The sequence below is a fragment of the Dokdonella soli genome (assembly GCF_039523175.1).
GTDB classification, from domain to species: domain Bacteria; phylum Pseudomonadota; class Gammaproteobacteria; order Xanthomonadales; family Rhodanobacteraceae; genus Dokdonella_A; species Dokdonella_A soli.
Genome location: NZ_BAAAEU010000023.1, coordinates 15301 through 30993 on the forward strand (window position 1 = coordinate 15301; position 15693 = coordinate 30993).

Consider the following 15693-nt stretch of genomic DNA (forward strand, 5'->3'; position numbering starts at 1 on the left):
CGCGGGAAGACGACCTCGCGTCTTCCTCCCGCGTACGTCCGACGAACGTGCGGCTGCTATACCCGGGCCTTGACCCGCAACGTCGTCCCGTCGACGGCGACGACCTCGACCTCGCTCCCCGCCGGAAGATCCGGCCCCTCGGCCAGCCACGAGCCGTCGCCGACCTTGACCTTGCCGCGGCCATTGACGATCGGTTCGACCAGTACGAAGCGCTGGCCGACGAGTTTTTCGCCGCGCCGGTTCAGCAGCGGCTGGTCGTCACGCTGCTCCGCGAGTGGACGGATGAATTTCCAGTAGAGCGCGCAGGATGCGATCGCGAGGACGCCGAACAGGATCGCCTGCACGATCGCGGGCATGGCCGGCGCAACCAGCGCGATGAGACCCATGATGCCCGCGGCGATGCCGATCCAGAGCATGAAGTAGCCCGGCGCGATCATCTCCGCCGCGATCAGCACCAGCGCGAGCAGCCACCAGCCGTAGTTGTCGACGAGGTTGTCCATCAGCATGCCCCAAGGCAATTTTCGAAGCCCAAGTTGGTTCGTCGCCGAGTGCTAGCGCGGATTCGGCGGCGGCGCTGGCGTACGCGGCGGCGCGACCTTGTCGACAGCCTGCTTTTCGAGGGCATTCTTCGCCAGCTCGGCGATGCCGGCCAGCGAGCCCAGCACACCGGTCGCCTCGATCGGCAGCAGCAGCATCTTCTGGTTCGGCGACTCCGCCATCGCTTTCAGCGCCTCGATGTACTTGTTGGCGACGAAATAGTTCAGTGCATTGACGTCGCCACCCGCGATCGCGGTCGACACGACTTCGGTCGCCTTCGCTTCGGCGGCGGCCAGGCGCTCGCGTGCCTCGGCCTGGCGGAACGCCGCTTCCTTCTCGCCTTCGGCGGCCAGGATCACCGATTGCTTCTCGCCCTCGGCCTTGAGGATCGCGGCCTGGCGGAAGCCCTCGGCGTCCAGGATGTTGGCGCGCTTCTCGCGCTCGGCCTTCATCTGGCGTGCCATCGAATCGACCAGATCGCGTGGCGGCTGGATGTCCTTCAGTTCGATGCGCGTGACTTTGAGACCCCATGGATGAGTGGCCTCATCGACCACCCTGAGCAGACGCGCGTTGATCTCGTCACGCTTGCTCAACGACTCGTCGAGATCGAGCGAGCCGAGCACGGTGCGGATGTTGGTCATGATCAGGTTGACGATCGCGACTTCGAGCTGGGCCACCTCGTAGGCCGCCTTCGCCGCGTCGAGCACCTGGTAGAACACGATGCCATCGACCTTGACCACCGCGTTGTCCTTGGTGATCACGTCCTGCGAGGGCACATCGAGCACCTGTTCCATCATGTTCATCTTGCGGCCGACGTTCTGCACGACCGGAATCAGCAGATGGAATCCCGGGTCCAGCGTGTGCGTGTACTTGCCCCAGCGCTCGACGGTCCACTCGTATCCCTGCGGCACGATGCGCACGAGCTTGTAGAGGATGATGACCGCCACCGCGACGATGATGATCGGCAGGATGCCCAGACCCATTGTGTGCGCTCCCCGGTTATGAGGCGGCCAGTATAGGCGAGGCCATTCAAACCGTGAGCGGTACGTCAGCAGTCAGCGGAAAGGGCAGGCGGCACGCCCTTGGAAATTTGACACGCCAAAGACGGTTTTGCGGCTTTCCCGCTGACCGCCGTACCGCTCAGGTTTTCTCCGATGGCAGCACCAGCGTCACCACGAGTCCGCCGTCACGCCGGTTCGCGAGATGCACGCGGCCGCCGTGCGCCTCGGCGATCTCGCGCGCGAGCGCAAGACCGAGACCTGATCCGCTGCGCTTGGTCGAGTAGAACGGCAGCAGCGCATTGGCCAGCACGGTCTCGCTCATGCCGCTGCCGCGATCGGCGACCTCGATGCGCACCTCGCGCCCGTGCTGCACCACGCCGAGTTCGACCGCATCCGCCGCGCCGCCGGATTCGTGCGCGTTCTTGAGCAGGTTGATCAGCACCTGCTCGACCTGCACGCGATCGAAGAAACCCGGAGACGCCGGCAGGGCCCCTTCCAGGCGGAACGCATAGTGGCGCGACAGCGCGTCCAGGAACGGCACCCATTCGACCGCCTGCGGCCGCGGCAGCGGCAGTTTCGCGAAACGCGCGTAGCCCTGGATGAAACCCTCGAGATGGCGCGTGCGCTCCTCGACCGTGTCGAACACCGTGGTCAGGCGCTTCATGTCGCCGAGCCTGGCGAGTTCGCGGCCGGAATGCGACAGCGAACGGATCGGCGCCAGCGAGTTGTTCAGCTCGTGGCTGATCACGCGGATCACCTTCTTCCAGGTCGCGACTTCCTGACGCGCGAGTTCGCGCGTCAGTCGCTTGATCTGGTAGAGCCGATGCGGCTGCCCCTGCAACTTGAACGCGCGCTGCGAGAGATGGAAGGTTTCGTCCTCTTGCTCGAACGGTACGCTGAACAGGCCGTCGACATCCCGCGCGATCGCGCGCGCGAGCGGCTGCGGCGCGGTCGCGACGATCTCCTCGAAACGCTCGCCGTTCAGCGGCCGTCCGCCGTTGAGCAACTGCCGCGCGGCGAGGTTTGCGTAGACGACATGGCCGCCCTGCTCGACCAGGACCAGGGCCGTCGGCGTGTGCTGCACGACGGTATCGAGCAGCAGCTCGCGCTGGAACAAATGCTGGCGCTCCTCGCGCAGCACGCGACCGAGTTCGTTGTGCGCACTGACCAGATCGCCGATCTCGTCTGCACGCTTTGCGCCGATCGAGAAGCTGAAGTCGCCATCGCGGAACGCGACCACGCTGCCGGACAGCGCGCGGATCAGCGCCGCGATCGGCCGCGCGAGCAGGTGCGCGAACACCAGCGCTGGGATACCCAGCGCCAGCACCGCCGCCGCGGCGCCGACCCACGGCGACGCGAACCAGATCGTCGCGCACGCGGCCAGCGCGGCAGCCACGACCACGGCGACGGCAAGCGCGGCGGCGAGTTTCCCTTCGAGCGAGACCATGCGCATCGGCGAAGCCTAACCCGAAGCACGCGAAACCGGGCTATCCAGCCGACACTCCGAGCTTGTCCATGCGCCGGTACAGCGCCTGCCGCGAGAGACCGAGTTCCGCAGCTGCCTGGCTGATCACGCCGCGCGCGCTCTTCAGCGCCGACTCGATCATCTCGCGGTCGGGTTCGGCATCGGGCGCCATGCGGCCGTTGCCACCGCGCGCTGCCACCAGGCCGAGATCGCGCGCGGTGATCACGCCCGCCTGGCACAGCAGCGCGGCGCGCTGGATCGCGTTCTTGAGTTCACGCACGTTGCCGGGCCACGCATGCGCAGCCAGCGCGCCGCGTGCGCTGTCGTCGAGCGCCGCGACGCCGTCGAGGAAATGCTCGGCGAGCGGCACGATGTCGTCGCTGCGCTCGGCCAACGGCGGCAGGCGCAGCTCGATCACGTTGAGACGGTAGTAGAGATCCTCGCGGAACCGGCCATCGCGGATCATCGCGCCGACATCGGCATTCGTCGCGCTGATCACGCGCACCTTGACCTTGCGCGTCCGGCTGGAACCGAGGCGCTCGAACTGGCCGCTCTCGAGCACGCGCAACAACTTCGCCTGGCCGGCCAGCGGCAGGTTGCCGATCTCGTCGAGGAACAGGGTTCCGCCATCGGCGATCTCGAAGCGGCCTTCGCGCGCCTTGTTCGCGGCGCCGGTGTAGGCACCGGGCTCCGCGCCGAACAATTCCGCCTCGATCAACTCGGATGGCAGCGCGCCGCAGTTCACGGTCACGAACGGGCCGCCCTTGACCGAAGAATTCGCCTGGATGATCTCGGCGATGCGTTCCTTGCCGGCACCGTTCGGTCCGGTGATCAGCACCGGGATGTCCGCTCGCGCGACCTGGCAGGCCAGTTCGACGACGCGCATCGTCGCGGCGGATGCGAACACCAGGCCACGCAGGTCGTACTTCGCGTCGAGCGCCTTGCGCCGACGCCGGCGCTCCTCGCGAAAGCGCGCGACCTCGCGCGTCGCCTCGGAGAGTTCGAGCAGGTTCTCGACGGTCGCGACCAGCTTGTGGTCATCCCACGGCTTGGCGAGATAGTCGGCCGCGCCGGCCTTGACCAACTCGACCGCGGTCTCGAGATGCGTCCACGCGGTCAGCAGGATGATCGGCAGGTCCGGGTGGCGTTCGCGGATCGCACGGAACAGCGCGACGCCCTCCTCGCCCGAAGTCGTGTCCGCGCTGAAATTCATGTCCTGCACGACGAGGTCGACGTCCTCGCGCGCGAGCGTGACCAGCCCCTCGTCCGGCGAATGCGCGATCAGCGTGCGGATCTCACGCAGACTGAGCAGGAGGTCGAGCGCGGTGCCGACCGCCGGATTGTCGTCGATCACCAGTACGGTGCGCATGACTTCGTTCTTGGATGTGTGGTCGCGCATGCGCCGCTTGGATGCGGCACAGCGCTGGAAGGTTGCAGTTCTAACACATTGTCCGCCCCGCGCCGCACGCGACGCGGGGCGAACGGGTTCATGACGCGTGCGCGACCGACGTGGCCGCCTTCGTCGCCGTGATCCATGCGGTCACCCGCGCATCGAGCACGTCGAGCGGCAGCGCGCCGCCGTTGAGGATCTCGTCGTGAAACGCGCGGATGTCGAAGCGGTCGCCGAGTTCCTTCTTGGCACGCTCGCGCAGCTCAAGGATCTTGAGCTGGCCCAGCTTGTAGGCCAACGCCTGGCCCGGCGTGGAGATATAGCGGTCGGTCTCGGCCTGGATATCCGGCTCGTCCTGCGAGGAGTGCTCGCGGAAGAAATCGACCATCTGCTCGCGCGTCCAGTGTTTGAAGTGAACGCCGGTATCGAGCACGAGGCGGTCGGCACGCAGCAACTCGTCGGAAAGCCGGCCGTAGTCGTTCAGCGGGTCCTGGTAGAAACCGACTTCCTTGCCGAGGCGTTCGGAATACAGCGCCCACCCTTCGATATAAGCGGTGTAGCCGGCCTGTTGGCGGAACGGCGGCAGGCCCGGCAGAGTCTGCGCGATCGAGATCTGCATGTGATGGCCGGGCACGCCTTCGTGATAGGCCGTCGATTCGATCGTCAGCAGCGAACGGTTCTTGAAGTCGCCGGTGTTGACGTAGACCCGGCCCGGCCGCGAGCCATCCGGCGTACCCTGGTTGTACTCGGCTGCCGAGGCTTCCTTCTCGCGATACTCCTGGGTCGGCAGCACTTCGACCTTGGTCTTCGGCAGCAGGCCGAACAGTTCCGGCAGCTTGGGCTGCATCTGCTTGATGTACTTGGTGTAGAGGTCGACGATCTGCTGGCGCGACGCGGCGTGCACCTTCGGATCGGTCTTCAGCGCCTCGCGCATCGCCTTCAGGTCCTTGTAGCCGAGCTTCACCGCGATCGCAGACTGATCGGCCTCGATGCGCTTGACCTCGGCGAGGCCGAGCTGATGGATCGCCTCGGGATCCATCGTCGTCGTGGTCATCTGCTCGACCGCGAAGCGGTAACGCTCGGCGCCGTTCGGCAGGGCCCACAGGCCCGGCTCGTTGCGTCCCTTCGGCGCATAGTCCTTCTCGACGAAATCGGCGAGCTTGCGATAGGCGGGGCGCACCTCGCTGTCGACCGCTTTCACGATCGCATCGTGCAGACGCTTGCGATCTGCCTCCGGGACGCTATCCGGAAATTTCGCCACCGACATCCCGAACGCGCTGGCCTCGCCAGCCGGCTCGGCGATCGAGCGGCACTGTCCGATCACCTTCTCGAGCAGGAAACGCGGCGGCATCAGCCGGTCCTTCTCACCCTGCCTGAGTACGTCGATCAGCTGGTCGACCAGATGCGGTACCTGCTTCAAACGCGCGAGATAGTCCTCGTAGTGCTTCGTGCTGTCGAGCGGCACGGCGGAGACGAACTGCGCGAGTTGCAAATGAGCGCCGCCGAATTGGTCGATTGGCATCTCATAGAGCTTGAGGTCGACCGCCTTCAGGCCATCCTTGAGCTGGCGCACCATCAGCTGCTGGTTGAGGCGGTCCTGTTCGCCGAAACCGCGGGTATCGATCGCCTCGAAGCGTTTGAGGAAGCCTTCCGCATCCTTCTTCTGCTGTGCCACGTGTGCCAGCGACACGTCGCTCCACTTGTCGTTGTAGCGGTAGTCGCCGAGCATCGTCGCGAACTCGGGCGACTCCTTCATCTGGTATTGCCACTGTTCGGCGAGCAGCGCGTTCAGCGCCTTGACGCGCGTCGCGACATCGTCGCCCGCATGCACGGACTGCATCAGGCCAGCGGCGATCATCACAGTTGCGACAGAAAGCACGGTTGGTTTCAGGAGATTGGGCAACACGGAAACTCCAGGTCGGGAAGGCGGGATCGAGCGCCATTATCCGCGGCGCCCGTGCGTTGCGTCAGTAGGCCGGAAGTGAGGGTCCTCGAAGCGGCGCCGCCGCTCTCACACGCTGCGTGTCGCCACCGCCGGCGGCACGCGCGAGGCACGCAGCGCAGGCCCGAGCACGGCGAGCTGGCCGAGCGCCCACAGGCAGAGGAAGCCAATCGGCACGTAGTACCACGGTAGCCGCGGCGACTGGTAGTTCTGCATCAGCCACAGGCTGAACGCGTAGGCGAGGATGCCGCCGGCGATCAGGCCCATCGTGGTGATGATGAAGTTCTCGGTCTGGAAATACCGAAGGATGTCGAACTTGGTCGCTCCAAGCGCCCGCCGCGTGCCGATCTGCTTCGTGCGCTGCGCGACCCAGAAACTGGCCATGCCGACAATGCCGAGCGCGGTCACGCCGAGCAGCGCGAAGATGACGGCGCCGAGGATGATCGCCATTGCCCGATCGCCCGCATAAGCCTCCCGGCGCACCTGCTCGATGCTGCGCAGCTTGCCGATGATGCGACTCGGGTTCGCCTCTGACATCTTTTGCTCGACCGCTTTCATGACCTCGTCGCGACGGCCGGGCTCGGTGCGCACGAGATAGCGCGTGGAGTTTCCGTACGGCAGGTAAGTCGGCACCAACGTTGCGTTCTCGATCGAATCGTTGTCGGCCCAGACCCATGGCTGTTGTGCGCGCTCGACAATGCCCACGATCGTGCTGGCCGGCGAGTCATCGTCCAGATAGATCTGCTTGCCCAGCGCATCGCCATTGGGGAACAACTTGTCAGCCAGGGCCTTGCTCATGATGACGGCCGCCGACTGCAGGCGCTCGCTCTGCGTGTGCGACTCGATTTCCTCGGGCTTGAAATTACGCCCCGCAACGAGGTTGAAACCAAAGGTATCGAGCGCGTGCGCATCGACCATGTAGAGCGTCGTACGCGCAGTTTGCGTCTTCTGCTTCGGCTGCAGGTTGACGCCCGTGCCCCAACCGCCGCCGCTCATCGGAACCGAGTTCGTGCTGGTCGCGTCGGCAACGCCGGGCATCTGCCGCAGCAATGCGAGATCGGACTGTTGCACAGCTTTCACGTCGTAGCCCTGGCCGAAACCGTTGCTGCCGAACCAGAACGTGTCGGTCTCGTTCATGCCGCTCGGGCGATGCATGCGATCGAGGCGCTGGCCGATGATGAACAGCGCGTTGCAGACGATCGCCAGGGTCAGCGCGACCTGCAGGCCGATCAGGATCATCGACACCTTGCTGCGCATCAGCGCGGAAAGAATCGGACGGAGTTCCATCATGTTCTCCTTCAGACCTTGAGCTGTGCCGCGGGTTGAACGCGGCACGCGCGCCATGTCGGGTACAGCCCGGCGAGCACCGCCGAAGTGATGGCCAGGACGATCGTCGTTGCAATCATGGACCAGTCGAGCTGTGCGACCGTCTTGTACTCGGTGTACAGCGCGCGTACGGCGAGAAGGCCGAGCCCGGTCAGCAGCAGGCCGAGGAAACCACCGGTCAGGCCGACCACGCCGGATTCGATCAGGAACTGCGCGAACACCTCACGCCGGCTCGCGCCGAGCGCACGCCGCAATCCGATCTCGCCGGACTTGCGCGTGAACTTGGCGAGCAGCAATCCGATCGTGTTGACCAGGCAAACCGCAAGAAAAGCGAACGCGAGCCCGGTCTGCACTTCGACATCGCGCGAGATGACGCGCTGGTCGCGCATCCACTCGGTCACGTCCAGAAGCCGGTTGTTGATCGGGCGCGGGAAACGGCCGAGTTTCTTCTGCTCGCCCACGTAGCTGTCGAGGAACGACTTGTATTCGGCCAACCGCGCGGGCGAATCGAGCTGCACCCACATCTGGATCCAGATGCAGTCCGAGTCGAGATACGCGTCCCAACCATCGGCCGGCGTTTTCCAGCAGCTGTTGTTGCCGCTCGCACGCTGCTTGAGGTCGATCGCGGTCGTGAACGGCATGAAGAACTCGTCGGGCTCGCTGAACGCGCCGACAGTCAGGTCGTAGTACTTCGAATGCAGCTTCCAATCATCGAGCACACCCACGATGCTGTAGTCGACGCCGTTCATGCGCACCGTTCGGCCGACGCTGTCCTGGCCGCCGAACAGCTTCTCATTGATGTCCTTGCCGAGCACGACGACGCGCGCATGGCTATGGTCCTGATCGCGGTTCCAGGCGCCGCCGTACTTGAAGCGCGGCTCGAACATCGCGAAGAAATCCGCATAGGTCACGCGGCCCAGCGACTGGAACGGTTTCAGTTCCTTGTTCTCGGGCTGGATCGGCAACGACAGCTTGAACATCGCAGCCTGCTTGTCGGCCTTGCCGGCCTCCATCAGCGCCACCGCGTCGCGATAAGTGACCTGGTCCGGAGGACGTCCGTCATCGAAGAAAGGATCGTCCGCGCTCCAGTTGTCCAGCTGCACGTAATGCAGCTTGTCGCTCTTCCATGGAATCGGATTGCTGCCCATCAGGTGCAGCACCGTCAACGTGGTCATGCTGGCTGCGATGCCGAGCCCGATGCCCACGACCATCAATGCGGTCAGGATCGGGTTGCGGCGCAGGCTGCGCAGGCCGAGTTGCAGGTAGTAGGCGAACATGGGAATTCCTCCTGCCTGTCTCAGGCGACCGCTTCAGCGGCCGTACTGTCGTCCAGCGCGGGCTTGCGCAGTGTCGGCTCGTCGTCGAAGTCGGTGACTTGGCCATCGATCACGTGCACGTTGCGGTGCGCGCGCGCGGCGAGTTCCGGATCGTGCGTGACCATCACGATCGTCGTGCCGTGGCGATTGATCTCCTCGAGCAGCTCCATGACACCGCGCGCCATCAGCGAATCGAGGTTGCCGGTCGGTTCGTCGGCGAGCAGCAGGCGCGGCGAGCCGGCCAGTGCGCGTGCGATCGCGACGCGCTGCTGCTGGCCGCCGGAGAGTTCCGACGGGTAATGCTTCATGCGCGAGGCGAGGCCGACGCGGCCCAGCGCCTCCTCGATACGCTTCTTGCGATCGGGCGCCGCGAAGCCGCGGTATCGCAGTGGCACATCGACGTTGTCGAACAGGTTGAGGTCAGGAATCAGGTTGAAGCTCTGGAAGATGAAGCCGATCTTCTCGTTGCGTAACTTCGACCGCTTGTCGTCATTGAGGCCATGTACGTCGACGCCGTCGAGCTGGTACTGGCCACCGGTGAATTCCTCGAGCAAGCCGGCGATATTGAGGAAGGTCGTCTTGCCGGAACCGGATGGGCCGGTCACCGCGACGAACTCACCCTCGCGCACGTTGATCGAAAAGTCACGCAGCGCATAGGTCTCGATCAGATGGGTCCGGTAGACCTTCTGCAGATGGGTCATCTTCAACATCGGCTTCGCCTCGTAGGGGAATCGGGAATCGGGAGTGGAGATTGGGAAAGCTGGAAGCGGCATGGGCGCTCTTTCGATGCCCCATTTCCGATTCCCGGTTAATTCAGTGCCACACGCTGGGCGCCCTTGAAGTCGTCAGTACCGGAAATCACGATGCGGTCGCCTTCCCTGACGCCGCTGACGATCTCGACGGAGTTGAGGCTGGTCGCGCCGATCTGGATCGGCGTGCGTTCCGCAGTGCCGTTGCGCACGACGTACGCGACGCGGCCGGCGCCGGTGTCGATGAACGGGCCACGCTCGACGATCAGCACGTTCGGATGCTCGTCCATCAGGATGCGCGTGGTCAGCTGCTGGCTCTGGCGCAGTCCGGCCGGCTTGCGGTCGCCGAAGCGCACGCGGCCGGTAACCTGGCCGTTCAGCACCTCGGGCGAGATCGCGCTGACTTCACCGCTGTACTTCTCGCCCCCTTCCTGGATCTCGGCCGCCATGCCGACGGTCAGATCGTGCGCGAACACCTCCGGCACCTGCACCTCGACCTCGAGCGCGCTGAGGTCGACGACGCTCAGCACCGCGGCATTCTGCGCGACGTTCGCGCGCTGCTGCACGATCAGCTGGCCGACCTGGCCATCGACCGGCGAGCGCAGTTTGAGTTCGTCGACCTGGCGGCTCAGATCGTCGACCAGCAACTTCTGCCGGTCCAATGCGAAGCGCTTGGTCTTGAGGTCGAACGCGAGGCTCTCGCGATCGAGTCCGACATTGTGCTGCGCGTTGATCTCGCTGAGCTTCGCTTTCGCGAGCGCGTCCTTCGCACGCAGCACGGTCATCTCCGGCTGCGCGCCGAGCGTGAAGGCCTTCTGGTTGCGCTCGACCTCGCGCTCCGCGGTCTGGCGATCGATCACCGCCTGCTCGAAGGCCATCTGCACCGCGGCCTCTTTCTTGCGGTTGTCGATGCCGGTGCGCTCGACGTCGAGGCCGAGGCTGTCCAGCGTCGCCTGTTCCTGCTTCAGCTTGTTGGTGAGCTCCGGTGAATCGACCTCGGCGAGCACGTCGCCCTTCTTCACCTTGTCGCCGGCGTGCACGTCGAGCGTGACCGTGCCGGCGTTGCGCGCGTACAAGGTCGGACTGACCGCGGCGACGACCTTGCCCTGCACCGACACGTCGCGGGTCAACGTGCCGCGCTTGACCTCGGCGATGCGCAGCCGCGCGGTGCTCGCCGACGAGTCCGCGGACATCAGTCGCACGATCGTCGGGATGCAGGCCAGCAGCGCCACCAGCACGGCCGCGCCGATGCCGATCCAGACGATCTGCTTCCTGCGGTTCTTCTGCGGGGCGAGTTGGCGGTCCTGTGCCGAGGTATCGCGGATCATTGGGGGTCGGGCTCCGTGGTGGGCTGTGTCGCCCGATTTACAGCAATGAGCGTGCCATACTTCAACTAATTGATTATTAATAATTAATTGGCAATCTCATCGCCGACGGACAGTGTCCGGGCAAGCGGCGGACAAGGTGCGGACAAGGTTCCCGGTCGCACTCGCGCGGCTCCTACAATGGATCGCGGACGCGACATCGCGACTGCACTGCGACCAAACCGCATCGGACCGCATCTGATGTTCCCGTGAGCGCTGCCAGTTTCCAGATCGATGTCCCCGACACCGTCCTCGCGCGAGCGCGCCGCGGCGAGATCGGCGCGCTCGAGCAGATCTACCGCGCGTTCGAGCGGCCCGCGTACACGCTCGCGCTGCGCATGCTCGGCAACCCGGACGCTGCGCGCGAGACCGTGCACGACGCGATGCTGCGTCTGCTCGAACGCATCGGCCAGTTTCGCGGCGACGCGCCATTCTGGGGCTGGTTGCGCCAGATCGTCGTCAACGAAGCGCTGATGCATCTGCGCCGCGAACGCGGCCTCGCCTTCGAGGAGCTGCCCAACGATGACGACACACCCGGCAACGCGCCGCCGCCTTGGGCACTGGCCGACGCGAAACATCTTGAACGTGCGCTCGCGCAGCTGCCGTCGCTGACACGCAGCGTGCTCTGGCTCTATCACGTCGAGGAATACACGCACCAGGAAATCGCCGCGATGACCGGCAAGTCGGTGAGTTTCTCGAAGTCCCAGGTCGCGCGCGGCAGCAGCCGTCTGCGCACCTTGCTTGAACCACAGAAGGAGGCCGCGCCATGTCTGACCGCGACGGCACATTGATCGATGGTCTGATCAAACCCGTTCTGGGTTTGATCCGATTCGCTCGCGTCCGGCGCATGTCCGGACCCGGCTCCGCGATTCAATCGCTTGCGCGATCGACTCGCGAGCGGTCCACCCCCGGGCCCGCGGAAACTCCGATGCATCAGGGTTTCCCGAACACGAATCCGGATCGCTCGCTCGCGGCCGCGCTGCGCGCGCTGCCCGATGCGGCTCCGCAGCCGGACCTCTGGCCCGAACTCGCACGCGTGCTCGGCGAACGCCGCCGCCCGCAGGCATGGCGCTACGCGGTTCCCGTTGCGCTCGCGGCCGGCCTCGCGCTGGCGATGCTGGTGCCACGCAGTGCGATCCGGCCGACGGCGCCGGAAACGACGCCCGCGGTCGCGATCACGACACCGCCACCGAATACCCCTGCGCCCGCCAGTGCGACAGCGCCAGGCACCGATGAACTCGCCGGCCTGCACCAGCGCTCCCAGTCGCTCGAACGCTGGATCGCCGCATTCGCCGCGCACGCGCCGCAGGACAGCCGCGATCTGATGGCCGCCATCGAGGTCGAGGACCTCATCGGCCTTGTCGATGTGCAGCTCGCTGCGGCGCGCGACAACAACGACGCGTTGCCGCTGTGGCGACAGCGGGTCGCCCTGCTCGAAGACCTCGCAACGATCCGCAGCAATGCGTTCGCAGTCGCCGCCAACGACGAAAGCGTCGCGCGCGGTTCGTCTCATCTGCTGAACTGAGGAACACCATGAAACGCACCGTCCTTTTCGCCGCACTCGCACTCGCCGCTCCTGGAGCATTCGCCGCCGATGCGACCTCGAAGAGCGCGCCAGCGGCTCCGGCTGCAACCTCCCCCTCCGGCGTCACGCCCACCGTCGACACCGCAGCCGCGCGCACCGAGCTCGCGGAGCTGCGCGCCCAGATGCAGGAGCTCTCGCGCAAGATGGCCAAGCTTTCCGGCGAACTCGGTGACGTTGGGCCGCGCGCCTATGCCTACCGCTATGTCGGTGACCCCAACCGCGGCATGATCGGCGTCGTGCTCGCGAAGGACGAGCGCGGCCTTCGTGTGACCGCAGTCACGCCGGGAGGCCCCGCCAGCAAAGCCGGGATCAAGAACGGCGACGTCATCGCGAACGTGCGCGGCGACCTTGAAGGCCCATCCGGCGATACAGCGACCTTCCTCAACGAGGCGCTGCGCAACCTGAAAGTCGGCCAGGAAGTGAAACTCTTCGTCCTTCGCGACGGCAAGAAGTCCGAGGTCACGGTGAAAGCCGAGCGCCGAGAGCCCTACAACTTCGCCGATGCATTCGGCGCCGATTCGGGCGATGGCGGGATGTTGCCGCCGGACTTCGACAAGCACATCCGGAAAAGCGTCGAGATCGCCACACGCCAGGCGCAACGCGCCGCGGAGCACGCGCAATTGACTCAGGAACAATCACTGCGCATCGCGCAGCGTGCGAACGAACAAGCACAACGCACGCTTCGGCATGTGAGCCTGTCGATGCCATGGTGGGGTTTGAACCTCGCCAGCCTCAATCCCGAGCTCGGCCGCTACTTCGGCACCGACAAAGGTGCCTTGGTGATTTCCGCCGACGCCGATGCGCTGCCCGGCCTGCGTGGCGGCGACGTCATTACCAGCGTCGCCGGCGAGACCGTGAGCCGTCCCGAGGATGCGCTGCGCGCGCTGCGCGACCAGCCCGCTGGCAAAGACGTGCCGATCCGGCTCTTGCGCGACCACAAGACCGTGGCATTGAACGTGAAGGCACCGGAATTCAAGTCGATCTTCAGCATGCCGCCGATTCCACCGACACCACCCGTGCCGCCGGCGCCGCCAGCAGCTGCAACACCACCCGCACCACCGGTTCCGCCGGTTCCACCCATGCCGTCGCTGTCCGACGATGACTGAGGCCGGGATCGCGACCGAACAGCGCTAGCCCGCGTCGAGTTCCTGCCAGCGCAGATACGCGGCATCGAGTTCGGCCTGCAGCGCGGCGAGTTCGTTGTTGGACACGATGATCGCCGCGCTGTCCTGCTGGTAGAACGCAGGCTCCTGCATCCGCGTGCCAAGGTCGGCGATGCGCGTTTCGAGTGCCTCGATCCGCTGCGGCAGTTCGTCGAGTTCGCGTGCGTCCTTGTAGCTCAACTTGCGCTTCATCGGCGCAGGAGCTGACGCGACAGCGCCAATCGGAGTATCCGCCGCTGCGCGTTCCGGCTTGCGCGTCGCGGCGGCCGGAGGCGCCTGCCGCTGCCAATCGCTGTAGCCACCGACGTATTCGCCGACGCGGCCCTCGCCTTCGAGCGCGAGCGTGCTGGTGACCACGTTGTCGAGGAATTCGCGATCGTGCGAGACCAGCAGCAAGGTGCCCGGATAGGCCGCGAGCAGTTCCTCGAGCAGCTCCAGCGTCTCGACATCGAGGTCGTTGGTCGGTTCGTCCATGACCAGCAGGTTCGACGGCTTCGCGAACAGTTTCGCGAGCAGCAGACGGTTGCGCTCGCCGCCGGACAATGCAGTGATCGGCGCGCGCGCGCGTTCCGGCGAGAACAGGAAATCCTGCAGGTAGCCGAGCGCGTGCTTGCGCGCGCCGTTGATCTGGATGAACTCGGCGCCTTCGGAAACATTGTCGAGGGCGGAGAGGTCCTCGCGCAGGTGCGCGCGATGCTGGTCGAAATACGCGATCTCGAGGTTCGTGCCCAGACGCACCTCGCCCGCTTGCGGCGCGAGTTCGCCCAGCAGCAATTTCAGCAGCGTCGTCTTGCCCGATCCGTTCGCGCCGATCAGGCCGACTCGATCACCGCGCTGGATCGTCGTCGTCAGCCCGTCGACGATCAGGCGTTCGCCGAAACCGAACCGGATCGCGTCGACATCGATCACACGCCGACCCGACCCAGCCGCCGTGCCAACCTGCAGCTTCGCGGTGCCGCCGAGTTCGCGCCGCTGCGCACGCTCGCGACGCATCGCCTGCAACGCGCGCACGCGGCCCTCGTTGCGCGTGCGCCGCGCCTTGATGCCCTGGCGGATCCAGACTTCCTCCTGCGCGAGCTTCTTGTCGAACAGCGCGCGCTCCTGCGCCTCCGCATGCAGGCGTTCCTCGCGACGGCGCAGGTAGTTCTCGTAGTCCCCCGGCCAGCTCGTGACCTGACCGCGGTCGATCTCGACGATGCGTGTCGCCAGCGCGCGCAGGAAGCGACGATCGTGCGTGACGAACACGACGCTGCCGGCGAAGTCGAGCAGCAGCTGTTCGAGCCAGGCGATCGCCTCGATGTCGAGATGGTTGGTCGGCTCGTCGAGCAGCAGCACATCCGGATCCAGCACCAGCGCGCGCGCGAGCAGCACGCGCCGCTTCATGCCGCCGGACAGCGCGGAGAATTCCGCGTCGTCGGGCAGGTCCAGGCGCGTGAGCACCTGCGTCACACGCTGGTCGAGATTCCAGCCATGCCCGGCATCGATACGCGCCTGCACCTTCGCCATCGCCTCGGCGTTGCCGGGCACGTCGAGATGATGGGTGAGACGATGGAACTCGGCGAGCAGCGCGCCGAGGTCACCGAGCGCGCCGGCAACGACATCGAATACGGAGCCGTCGACATCGCGCGGAACTTCCTGCGCCAGCTTGGCGACGCGCACGCCGGTTTGCATGCGCACCTCGCCATCGTCCGGCCGGATCTCGCCGGCAATCAGCTTCAGCAGGGTCGACTTGCCGGCGCCATTGCGGCCAACCACGCAGACACGCTCATTGCGTTCGATCGCGAGATCGACGTTTTCGAGCAACAGCGGACCGCCGACCGAGTAGTCGAGGTTGACGAGATTGACCAGGGACATG

13 protein-coding genes are annotated in these 15693 nt (G+C 65.7%); 3 read left to right on the forward strand and 10 right to left on the reverse strand.

The genetic code is table 11. The annotated features are described in order from the left end of the window. Positions 1 to 56: 56 nt before the first annotated feature. From ABD002_RS13260 to ABD002_RS13300, 9 genes are all read right to left on the reverse strand, one after another. Complete coding sequence (locus ABD002_RS13260) at positions 57 to 500, reverse strand: NfeD family protein (RefSeq protein ID WP_343791863.1); 444 nt, start codon at positions 498 to 500, stop codon at positions 57 to 59. 51 nt (positions 501 to 551) lie between these two features. Beyond that, positions 552 to 1520, reverse strand: a complete 969-nt coding sequence (locus ABD002_RS13265) for an SPFH domain-containing protein (protein WP_343791865.1) — start codon at positions 1518 to 1520, stop codon at positions 552 to 554. A gap of 157 nt (positions 1521 to 1677) precedes the next feature. Beyond that, on the reverse strand, positions 1678 to 2991 hold the full coding sequence (locus ABD002_RS13270) for a sensor histidine kinase (protein WP_343791867.1): 1314 nt from the start codon (positions 2989 to 2991) through the stop codon (positions 1678 to 1680). A gap of 34 nt (positions 2992 to 3025) precedes the next feature. Further along, positions 3026 to 4372 carry a sigma-54-dependent transcriptional regulator gene (locus ABD002_RS13275; RefSeq protein WP_343791869.1) on the reverse strand — a complete coding sequence of 449 codons (1347 nt, stop codon included), beginning with the start codon at positions 4370 to 4372 and terminating at the stop codon, positions 3026 to 3028. A gap of 118 nt (positions 4373 to 4490) precedes the next feature. Beyond that, complete coding sequence (locus tag ABD002_RS13280; protein WP_379989133.1) at positions 4491 to 6251, reverse strand: DUF885 domain-containing protein; 1761 nt, start codon at positions 6249 to 6251, stop codon at positions 4491 to 4493. Positions 6252 to 6404: 153 nt separating this feature from the next. Beyond that, entirely contained in the window at positions 6405 to 7622 is a 1218-nt protein-coding gene (locus ABD002_RS13285; protein ID WP_343791875.1) for an ABC transporter permease, read from the reverse strand. A gap of 11 nt (positions 7623 to 7633) precedes the next feature. Beyond that, positions 7634 to 8938, reverse strand: a complete 1305-nt coding sequence (locus ABD002_RS13290; RefSeq protein WP_343791877.1) for an ABC transporter permease — start codon at positions 8936 to 8938, stop codon at positions 7634 to 7636. A gap of 20 nt (positions 8939 to 8958) precedes the next feature. Continuing rightward, positions 8959 to 9687, reverse strand: a complete 729-nt coding sequence (locus ABD002_RS13295) for an ABC transporter ATP-binding protein (RefSeq protein WP_343791879.1) — start codon at positions 9685 to 9687, stop codon at positions 8959 to 8961. A gap of 98 nt (positions 9688 to 9785) precedes the next feature. After that, the gene (locus tag ABD002_RS13300; RefSeq protein WP_343791881.1) at positions 9786 to 11054 is read right to left on the reverse strand and encodes an efflux RND transporter periplasmic adaptor subunit; all 1269 of its coding nucleotides are present in this window, start codon (positions 11052 to 11054) and stop codon (positions 9786 to 9788) included. A 245-nt stretch (positions 11055 to 11299) separates the two neighbouring features. Here ABD002_RS13300 and ABD002_RS13305 point away from each other — a divergent pair, with 245 nt between their 5' ends. The 3 genes from ABD002_RS13305 (at position 11300) to ABD002_RS13315 (ending at position 13781) form a co-directional block, all read left to right on the forward strand. Further along, a complete protein-coding gene (locus ABD002_RS13305; protein ID WP_343791883.1) occupies positions 11300 to 11881 on the forward strand; it encodes an RNA polymerase sigma factor in 582 nt (193 codons plus the stop codon). Between the two features lie 137 nt (positions 11882 to 12018). Next, on the forward strand, positions 12019 to 12615 hold the full coding sequence (locus ABD002_RS13310) for a hypothetical protein (RefSeq protein WP_343791885.1): 597 nt from the start codon (positions 12019 to 12021) through the stop codon (positions 12613 to 12615). Between the two features lie 8 nt (positions 12616 to 12623). Beyond that, positions 12624 to 13781, forward strand: coding sequence for a PDZ domain-containing protein (locus tag ABD002_RS13315; RefSeq protein WP_343791887.1), 1158 nt, complete (start codon positions 12624 to 12626; stop codon positions 13779 to 13781). Positions 13782 to 13805: 24 nt separating this feature from the next. Here ABD002_RS13315 and ABD002_RS13320 read toward each other — a convergent pair whose 3' ends face one another. Continuing rightward, on the reverse strand, positions 13806 to 15692 hold the full coding sequence (locus ABD002_RS13320) for an ATP-binding cassette domain-containing protein (protein ID WP_343791889.1): 1887 nt from the start codon (positions 15690 to 15692) through the stop codon (positions 13806 to 13808). Position 15693: the final 1 nt, after the last annotated feature.

Excerpts from the sequence above, each read along its gene's own strand:
- ABD002_RS13260 (WP_343791863.1), bottom strand. The coding sequence starts at position 500 with ATGGACAACCTCGTCGACAACTACGGCTGGTGGCTGCTCGCGCTGGTG.
- ABD002_RS13265 (WP_343791865.1), bottom strand. The coding sequence starts at position 1,520 with ATGGGTCTGGGCATCCTGCCGATCATCATCGTCGCGGTGGCGGTCATC.
- ABD002_RS13270 (WP_343791867.1), bottom strand. The coding sequence starts at position 2,991 with ATGCGCATGGTCTCGCTCGAAGGGAAACTCGCCGCCGCGCTTGCCGTC.
- ABD002_RS13275 (WP_343791869.1), bottom strand. The coding sequence starts at position 4,372 with ATGCGCACCGTACTGGTGATCGACGACAATCCGGCGGTCGGCACCGCG.
- ABD002_RS13280 (WP_379989133.1), bottom strand. The coding sequence starts at position 6,251 with ATGATCGCCGCTGGCCTGATGCAGTCCGTGCATGCGGGCGACGATGTC.
- ABD002_RS13285 (WP_343791875.1), bottom strand. The coding sequence starts at position 7,622 with ATGGAACTCCGTCCGATTCTTTCCGCGCTGATGCGCAGCAAGGTGTCG.
- ABD002_RS13290 (WP_343791877.1), bottom strand. The coding sequence starts at position 8,938 with ATGTTCGCCTACTACCTGCAACTCGGCCTGCGCAGCCTGCGCCGCAAC.
- ABD002_RS13295 (WP_343791879.1), bottom strand. The coding sequence starts at position 9,687 with ATGTTGAAGATGACCCATCTGCAGAAGGTCTACCGGACCCATCTGATC.
- ABD002_RS13300 (WP_343791881.1), bottom strand. The coding sequence starts at position 11,054 with ATGATCCGCGATACCTCGGCACAGGACCGCCAACTCGCCCCGCAGAAG.
- ABD002_RS13310 (WP_343791885.1), top strand. The coding sequence starts at position 12,019 with ATGCATCAGGGTTTCCCGAACACGAATCCGGATCGCTCGCTCGCGGCC.
- ABD002_RS13315 (WP_343791887.1), top strand. The coding sequence starts at position 12,624 with ATGAAACGCACCGTCCTTTTCGCCGCACTCGCACTCGCCGCTCCTGGA.
- ABD002_RS13320 (WP_343791889.1), bottom strand. The coding sequence starts at position 15,692 with ATGTCCCTGGTCAATCTCGTCAACCTCGACTACTCGGTCGGCGGTCCG.